At 46.0% G+C, this 7,068-nt stretch carries 8 protein-coding genes; 1 reads left to right on the top strand and 7 read right to left on the bottom strand.

The window, feature by feature from the left end; genetic code table 11:
* Positions 1-7: 7 nt before the first annotated feature.
* From recR to H735_RS29350, 7 genes are all read right to left on the bottom strand, one after another.
* Entirely contained in the window at positions 8-616 is a 609-nt protein-coding gene (recR, locus tag H735_RS29320) for a recombination mediator RecR (protein WP_027726855.1), read from the bottom strand.
* A 30-nt stretch (positions 617-646) separates the two neighbouring features.
* A complete protein-coding gene (locus H735_RS29325) occupies positions 647-976 on the bottom strand; it encodes a YbaB/EbfC family nucleoid-associated protein (RefSeq protein WP_005432961.1) in 330 nt (109 codons plus the stop codon).
* Positions 977-1,058: 82 nt separating this feature from the next.
* Positions 1,059-3,248, bottom strand: coding sequence for a DNA polymerase III subunit gamma/tau (gene dnaX / locus H735_RS29330; RefSeq protein WP_020198028.1), 2,190 nt, complete (start codon positions 3,246-3,248; stop codon positions 1,059-1,061).
* 8 nt (positions 3,249-3,256) lie between these two features.
* A complete protein-coding gene (gene apt / locus H735_RS29335; protein WP_020198027.1) occupies positions 3,257-3,802 on the bottom strand; it encodes an adenine phosphoribosyltransferase in 546 nt (181 codons plus the stop codon).
* 167 nt (positions 3,803-3,969) lie between these two features.
* A complete protein-coding gene (locus H735_RS29340) occupies positions 3,970-4,374 on the bottom strand; it encodes a YbaN family protein (RefSeq protein ID WP_027726854.1) in 405 nt (134 codons plus the stop codon).
* 15 nt (positions 4,375-4,389) lie between these two features.
* Positions 4,390-4,521, bottom strand: coding sequence for a hypothetical protein (locus tag H735_RS31955; protein WP_005380608.1), 132 nt, complete (start codon positions 4,519-4,521; stop codon positions 4,390-4,392).
* 228 nt (positions 4,522-4,749) lie between these two features.
* On the bottom strand, positions 4,750-5,856 hold the full coding sequence (locus tag H735_RS29350; RefSeq protein ID WP_020198025.1) for a response regulator: 1,107 nt from the start codon (positions 5,854-5,856) through the stop codon (positions 4,750-4,752).
* A gap of 283 nt (positions 5,857-6,139) precedes the next feature.
* Here H735_RS29350 and H735_RS29355 point away from each other — a divergent pair, with 283 nt between their 5' ends.
* Positions 6,140-7,015 (top strand): LysR family transcriptional regulator, encoded by an 876-nt coding sequence (locus H735_RS29355; protein WP_005439791.1) that lies wholly within the window; start codon positions 6,140-6,142, stop codon positions 7,013-7,015.
* Positions 7,016-7,068 lie beyond the last annotated feature (53 nt).

The following is a 7,068-nucleotide window of genomic DNA, read 5'->3' on the forward strand; positions in this document are numbered from 1 at the left end:
ACCTATATCAGGACGGGTCAATCTTGTGTCGACCCAGAAGGGAGTGTGACAAGGTAGTCCCGTCCACGAGCTCAAGCTCGCCACCCACTGGTACACCGTGTGCAATGCGACTTGCTTCCACTTGGTGTTCTTTACAAAGTTCTGCGATGTAATGAGCCGTCGCTTCACCTTCTACCGTTGGGTTGGTAGCAAGAATCACCTCAGAGATATCTCCGCGGCGCAGACGGTAATCCAATACATCTAGACCAATATCACTTGGACCAATTCCGTCCAGCGGTGATAAATGTCCCATCAGTACAAAGTATCGACCCGAGTATTGACCCGTTGCTTCTACTGCTGCGATGTCTGCCGGACTTTCTACCACACAAATCTGACCATTTTCTTGGCGTTTTGGGTTAGTACAAATATGACAAACTTCTTCTTCAGTGAAAGTACGACACTCGGTGCAATGGCCAATTTCTGTCATTGCTTGGCTCAGCGCATCTGCCAGTTGCAGACCGCCTTTTCTATCACGCTGTAACAAATGAAAGGCCATACGCTGCGCCGACTTGGGACCAACCCCAGGTAGACAACGTAAGGCCTCCATCAATTGTTCCAGCATATGACTGGTACGCATTGAAAATCCGCTTAGTTAGAATTCAGCAGATTAGAATGGCATTTTCATGCCTGGTGGTAGTTGCATACCGCCAGTTACTGAAGCCATTTTCTCTTTTTGAGTTTCTTCAACGCGACGTGCTGCATCGTTGAATGCTGCAGCGATAAGATCTTCTAACATTTCTTTGTCGTCTTCCATCAGACTTTCATCGATTTCTACACGACGCACACTGTGACTACCAGTGATTGTAACTTTAACTAGACCAGCACCAGACTCGCCAGTTACTTCCATATTTGCGATTTCTTCTTGAAGCTTTTGCATGCGATCTTGCATTTGCTGGGCTTGCTTCATTAGGTTGCCCATACCGCCTTTACCAAACATGTTTATCTCTCTGGTTTAATTAGGTGTTGCATCTGTTAATGGGGCTGCAACTTTGTGTTTTCAACCCCATTCCGTTCATTTTTTAGATAGGACGTACACTATCTTTATCAAGCTCTGCTGCGAAACGGCGCTCGATGAATTGTACGTGCGGATCGTTTTCTAAACTGTTCAGCGCTTGCTGTAATTTCTCTTGGTAGAGTCTATCTCTCAACTCTAGTGGCGTCTCACCACTTTCGCTAACATCAATACTCAAATGACACTCTTCACCCAACACATGGTTCAGTGCACTGTGCAGCTCACTTTGCGCTCTGTCGGTGTTCAAGTGTGCCTGACTGCCTCTTAATTGTAGCGAAACTGTCGAGCCTTCTTTGTTGAAATGCGAGTTTAATGCAAGTTGTTCGACCAACTTAGGCGTATCCATTTTGCTAATCAGATTCGCCCACTCGCTTTTCTCTAGCGATTCATCAACCAATTTTTGCGCCATCTCAGGCGTCTTTTCGTGCTCTAGCGCTTGCTTGAGCTGCGTAGGTGTCAATTGCGTATTGGCTTTCTTTTCAACCGGTTTGGTTGGTCGCCAACGATACGCTTCATCCTCTGGAGCTTGTTTTTCAGCTTGAGGAGCAGACTTAGGCGACACCTGCGCGGAATTGCCATGCAATTGCGCTAGACGGTCAATAACCGATTCTTTTTGTGCAGATGTCGCGTTAGACTTTTTTGGGCCACCACTTTGCGTTGGTGCTTGTTGCTGTCCCTGACGCTGTGAACGTAATTGGTGACGTAGGCCGCTCAAATTACCACGAGCAGGTGCCGGAGCACTTTCTTGTGGCTGAGCTTGTTGAGGAGCTTGTTGCGCTGGCGCAGGGTTCTCACTCATCGGCGGAGCCATATCGTATTGTGGTGCCATATCGTAGCCACCCTGATACTCAGGTTGGTACTGCGGCGCTTCATTCATCGAAGCCGGAGACTGTGTCGTCGGCTGACTCATCGACTGAGCTGGCGCTTGATGTTGCGCTGACGGCGTTGGTCGGCTTTGCATGTGCTGTGCAGGCGACTGAGCCACTGGAGCTTGTTGCTGCGATGGTCGTTGTGGCGATGACTGCGGAGCTGCTTGCGATGATGGGCTCACGCTTGATGTCGGCGCGACTTGAGGCTGTGATGAAGTAGAAATCACATTCGCGCTATTATTTGCTGACGGACGAAATGCCATCATGCGCAATACGATCATTTCCATGCCAACGCGACCATTTGGTGACAACGTCAGATCTTCACGACCTTTTAAAGCAATTTGGTAGTAAAGCTGAACATCTTGTGGTGTGAGAGCTTTACTCAATAATTCGATTTTTTCGGCATCAGGTTGCGTCTGATCCAAAGTCGATGGCAGAGCTTGGTACATCGCGACACGGTGAAGCTGCGACGCCAATTGTTGTAGCAATCCATCCCACTCGACACCGTTTGATGCAAGTTGCTGGATTTTGTCCATCGCCTGTTGCGGCTGCTTACTGCTGATCGATTCCAGCAAGTGAATCGCTTGGTCTGTATCAATCGTTCCAAGCATGTGGCTCACGATATCGGCTTGAATCGTACCGTTGCCTAGGGCGATAGCTTGGTCAGTTAAGCTCAGTGCATCACGCATACTGCCATCTGCAGCGTGCGAAATCATGCCAAGTGCTCTTGCTTCTGCAGAGACTTGTTCTTTTTCCAAAATATGGTCAAGTTGCTGATGAATATCATCAACACTGATTGGCTTAAGATGGAACTGCAAACAACGTGACAGAATCGTCACCGGCAGTTTTTGCGGATCCGTCGTAGCCAACAAGAACTTCACATACTCAGGCGGCTCTTCCAGCGTTTTTAACAGCGCATTGAAAGAGTGACGCGAAAGCATGTGTACCTCATCGATGAGGTACACTTTAAAACGTCCGCGAGCGGGTTTGTATTGAACGTTGTCTAACAGTTCACGAGTGTCTTCAACTTTAGTACGAGAAGCTGCGTCGATCTCCAGTAGGTCAACGAAGCGACCTTCATCAATCTCACGACAAGTATCACACTCACCACACGGGTTAGCAGTAATACCTGTTTCACAGTTCAGGCCCTTAGCAAACAGTCGGCCAATCGACGTTTTACCAACGCCTCGCGTGCCGCTAAATAGGTACGCATGGTGTAAGCGATTTTGCGCTAACGCGTTCTCCAAAGCAGTTAAGACATGGCTCTGCCCGACTACTTGATCAAACTTATTAGGACGCCATTTTCGCGCTAAAGCTAAATAACTCATTGAATGTATTAGTGTCCTTCAAACTCGCAAATGCTGTATACGCTCAGACCTAGACCTTCTAGGCGCTTATCACCACCGATTTCTGGTAGGTTGATAACGAATGCAGCGTGCTCTAATTCACCACCTAGTTGGCGGATCAGTTTTGTTGTTGCTTCAATTGTGCCGCCAGTTGCTAGCAGATCATCAACAACCAATACTTTATCGCCTTCTACGATTGCATCAGTATGAATTTCTAGCGTATCAACGCCGTACTCAAGCTCGTAAGATTGAGCGACTGTTGGACGAGGAAGTTTGCCTGGCTTACGCACAGGAACAAAACCTACACCCAGTTCTAGTGCTAGAGGTGCGCCGAAAAGGAAACCACGCGCTTCTGTACCGACAACTTTCGTGAAGCCCATGTCTTTGTAACGCTCAACCAAAAGGTTAATCGTTGCTTGGTACGCTTTTGCGTCTTCAAGAAGGCTAGTCACGTCGCGGAAAAGAATGCCTGGCTTTGGGTAGTCTTGGATGCTTTTGATGCTAGATTTGATCAGTGAAATTGTTTCTGTAGTCATAATACCGATTTACTTAGATTGGCTCATCGCCCTCTGTTCTTATCGCAGTATATATGAGGGCAACAAACAATAGGTTTTCATCCCTATGAGCTCATTTTCTTAAAAAGTCACAGGCGCTGAAAATACAAACGCCCACTCGAAGAGCGGGCACACTATTCTCTACAATCTTAGTGATTTTCTTCTCGGTCAGCAACCAACTCAGTCACAGGTAGACGCATAAACCAACTCAGTAAAACGATTAACATCACTAAAAGCGCAATTTTTACCCAAATGACTGGGGCAACGAGGATGGATACGGTAAAGCTCAGCACAATAAATACCGCTCCACGTTGTTTTACTTTACGGGTAACGGCTCTGTGCTTATGCCAATTATCCAGCATTGGACCAAACGTTTTGTGTTCGTGCAACCAACGATGAAACGCAGGGCTTCCACGCATAAAACACGCGCTTGCCAATAGGATAAAGGGAGTGGTGGGTAATAAAGGAAGAACGATACCGGCGATGCCAAGTATCATGCAGAGTCCACCAGCAATATTGAAAAAGTAACGCTTAATACGAATGGTGGACTCCAGTAAACAATCGCTCGATTAAAAACCTGCGTAACCGTTCATTACGCGAAGCCAGGTTAGCGTTGCAGGTAGAGTTGGGATCAAAAGGACTGCAATGAAACCTAGAAAGTAAAAAATATTATAAGGCTCTTTAAAATCTTTGTCTGCCATGATGCTTCTTCTCACTTGTTGACTTAGCTTTCTCCCAATTACACATCGTTAAATTATCGTTACGCAAATGGGTCATTATTGTTTTAAGCGCTGACTATACCTTAAACAGCAAACGCTAAACACCAACAAAAAGTAAGGCTATTGTGAGAATGATTATTAATAAGATATAGGATTTTAAACAATAAAAAAAAGCAGCACAAAAGTGCTGCTCGTGAATTTTAGAATTCATTACATTAAACGATTCAATCGTACGATGTTTAAGCTAAAGCTTGATGTTCCTAAACAGCCAATAGACAGTTGACCACTCGTCGTAATCGGGAGCTCACGAGTGATGAAGTTCTTCATACTGCCATCACCAAGACAGTTACCCGCTGCTATATGCTGATTCGTATGACCATCAGACCATTGGCTATCAAGACCAGCTGGTAAAATTGAAACGCTCGATGACGCTAAATCCGCAACACCAAACACGGCATTTACTGCTCCAGCGCAATCCGAGCATTGAATGCCCTTCTCAATGATCTCGACCATATCTTTCAGATCGGCACTAAAGCTTTTCAGGTTGCGTAAGTAGTCATCAAACAGAGCGCGCACGAGTAATGTCGTCGCTACCCCATCCTCTTCCAGTGATGCTGAATCGACGAGGTAAAACGCAAACTGACCGTTCATCAACCACCGATAATCGAACACCAACGGCATAACATCCGTAGATTGCAATAATCGGTAAGAGCACTTCCAGTCGCCTTGCGATGCATCTTTCTCCGGAAGCAGTGCATGGAGCAAATCACGTGCAGCATTCGGGTTTTGTTGTAAATACTCTAAGTGCCAATGGAGCTCTTGCTCATCAGGCATTTCTCCGCCGTCATCAACTCTAAACCACTGGCTGGAGAAATCCCTATGGTCAGAATAATGGCAGTCGGCTTCCTCAAGCGTGTTATCGATCGCTTGAGACAGATGTTTATAGTTTCCAATTGGTTTTGGTAAGAAGTCTTTAATGCCAAAACGCAGCGCTTTCGCTACATCAGACATTTCGTCGGTGCCCGATACCACGATCAGTGGCATAGATGGATACTCCAGGCTTACCTCTTCTACAAATTCGATTCCGTCTAAGACGGGCATTGATAAGTCACATAAGACAAGATCAGGCTGGCACTCCCTCAGCTGCTGAAGCGCCTCTAGGCCATTTTCAGCTTCTACTACCTTGAAACCCTGACTTTCCAAATAGGCACTAGTTACTCTACGAAATATAGGGTCATCGTCCACCAACATGATGAGCTTGTGATTGACCACTTCCTGCGCCGAGACCATTGCCGTTTGACTGTGAGTCTTAAACATACCTTTACACCTCACAAAGCTCAGTCAAAAAACAAATTCTAAGTTATTATTGTTGTTGTATTCACATCTTACGAAAGGTTGTGCAGCAAGACGTCAGGCCCTCTCACCTTGTTATAAACCGTAGCCTGAAATTGACGTTTATACAAATATTCCATTGTTTATCAGTATTTACTAAGAGCCTCCTGCTGTGTTCAAATGACGCAACATGTTGACTTAAAGCAAACTTTGATCACAAAGTTAATTATAAATTAGCCATAAACGGTAGTTTAATGTGTCTGGAAATATGAAATTAGATGATCTAAACCTATTTCGATTGGTTGTCGAAAATGGGAGCTATACCGCAACTTCGCGAAAAACCATGATTCCGGTGGCAACCATCACCCGACGCATTCAAGCGCTTGAAGACTCTGTCAATCTTCGATTGCTGAACCGTCATGCGCGTAAGCTTTCTCTGACTGAAGCCGGAGAACGTTTTTACCATGAATGCTCACCTTTGCTGCAACGTCTAACCTCGACAGCAGAGGAAATTACGGATGATTGCCGTGGTGCTTCGGGCAAGATCAAGATCTCTGCGCCGTACAACTTGACGAAGCGCATGATGATGCCGATGTTCAATTCGTTCATGAAACAGTACCCAGATATCAACATCGAACTGACAACGGAAAGCAACGCCGATCAACTTGATCCGACAGAGTGGGATGTGATCTTCCGTGTTGGCCCACAACGTGATTCCAGCCTGATTGCTCGTAAAATCGGTGAAGTGAAAGACATTCTGGTCGCGAGTCCTGATTACTTGAGCGCAAACCCTGCTCCAAATCACGCTGAAGAGCTTTCTAACCACTCTTTGCTAAAAGGTTCACCACTTATCAAGTGGACGCTGATTAACAGCAAGGGCGAGTCTGTGGTGAACGTAGAGCGTGGTCGTTTTCAAGCAAACGCACTGAACGTCGTTCGTAGCTCTTGTTCGGAAGGTCTTGGCATTACATTGATGCCTGATGTGATGATCAAAGAGTACATCGAAAGTGGCGATCTCGTGCGCATATTGCCAGATTGGAGCGCAAACCCGCGTGACATCTACATGCTTTACAACCACAAAGATCACCTACCAGAGAAAGTTCGACTATTCATCGACTTCGTGATCGCCTACAACATTCATTAATGTTGAGCACAGATACAAAAAACCAGAGCCGAAGCTCTAATGCCGATCAGTTA

This window comes from Vibrio owensii CAIM 1854 = LMG 25443, from assembly GCF_000817815.1.
In the GTDB taxonomy this organism is placed as follows: Bacteria; Pseudomonadota; Gammaproteobacteria; order Enterobacterales; family Vibrionaceae; genus Vibrio; species Vibrio owensii.

Coding starts and splice junctions, on each gene's coding strand:
- recR (WP_027726855.1), bottom strand. CDS start 616: ATGCGTACCAGTCATATGCTGGAACAATTGATGGAGGCCTTACGTTGT.
- H735_RS29350 (WP_020198025.1), bottom strand. CDS start 5,856: ATGTTTAAGACTCACAGTCAAACGGCAATGGTCTCGGCGCAGGAAGTG.
- dnaX (WP_020198028.1), bottom strand. CDS start 3,248: ATGAGTTATTTAGCTTTAGCGCGAAAATGGCGTCCTAATAAGTTTGAT.
- H735_RS31955 (WP_005380608.1), bottom strand. CDS start 4,521: ATGGCAGACAAAGATTTTAAAGAGCCTTATAATATTTTTTACTTTCTA.
- apt (WP_020198027.1), bottom strand. CDS start 3,802: ATGACTACAGAAACAATTTCACTGATCAAATCTAGCATCAAAAGCATC.
- H735_RS29355 (WP_005439791.1), top strand. CDS start 6,140: ATGAAATTAGATGATCTAAACCTATTTCGATTGGTTGTCGAAAATGGG.
- H735_RS29325 (WP_005432961.1), bottom strand. CDS start 976: ATGTTTGGTAAAGGCGGTATGGGCAACCTAATGAAGCAAGCCCAGCAA.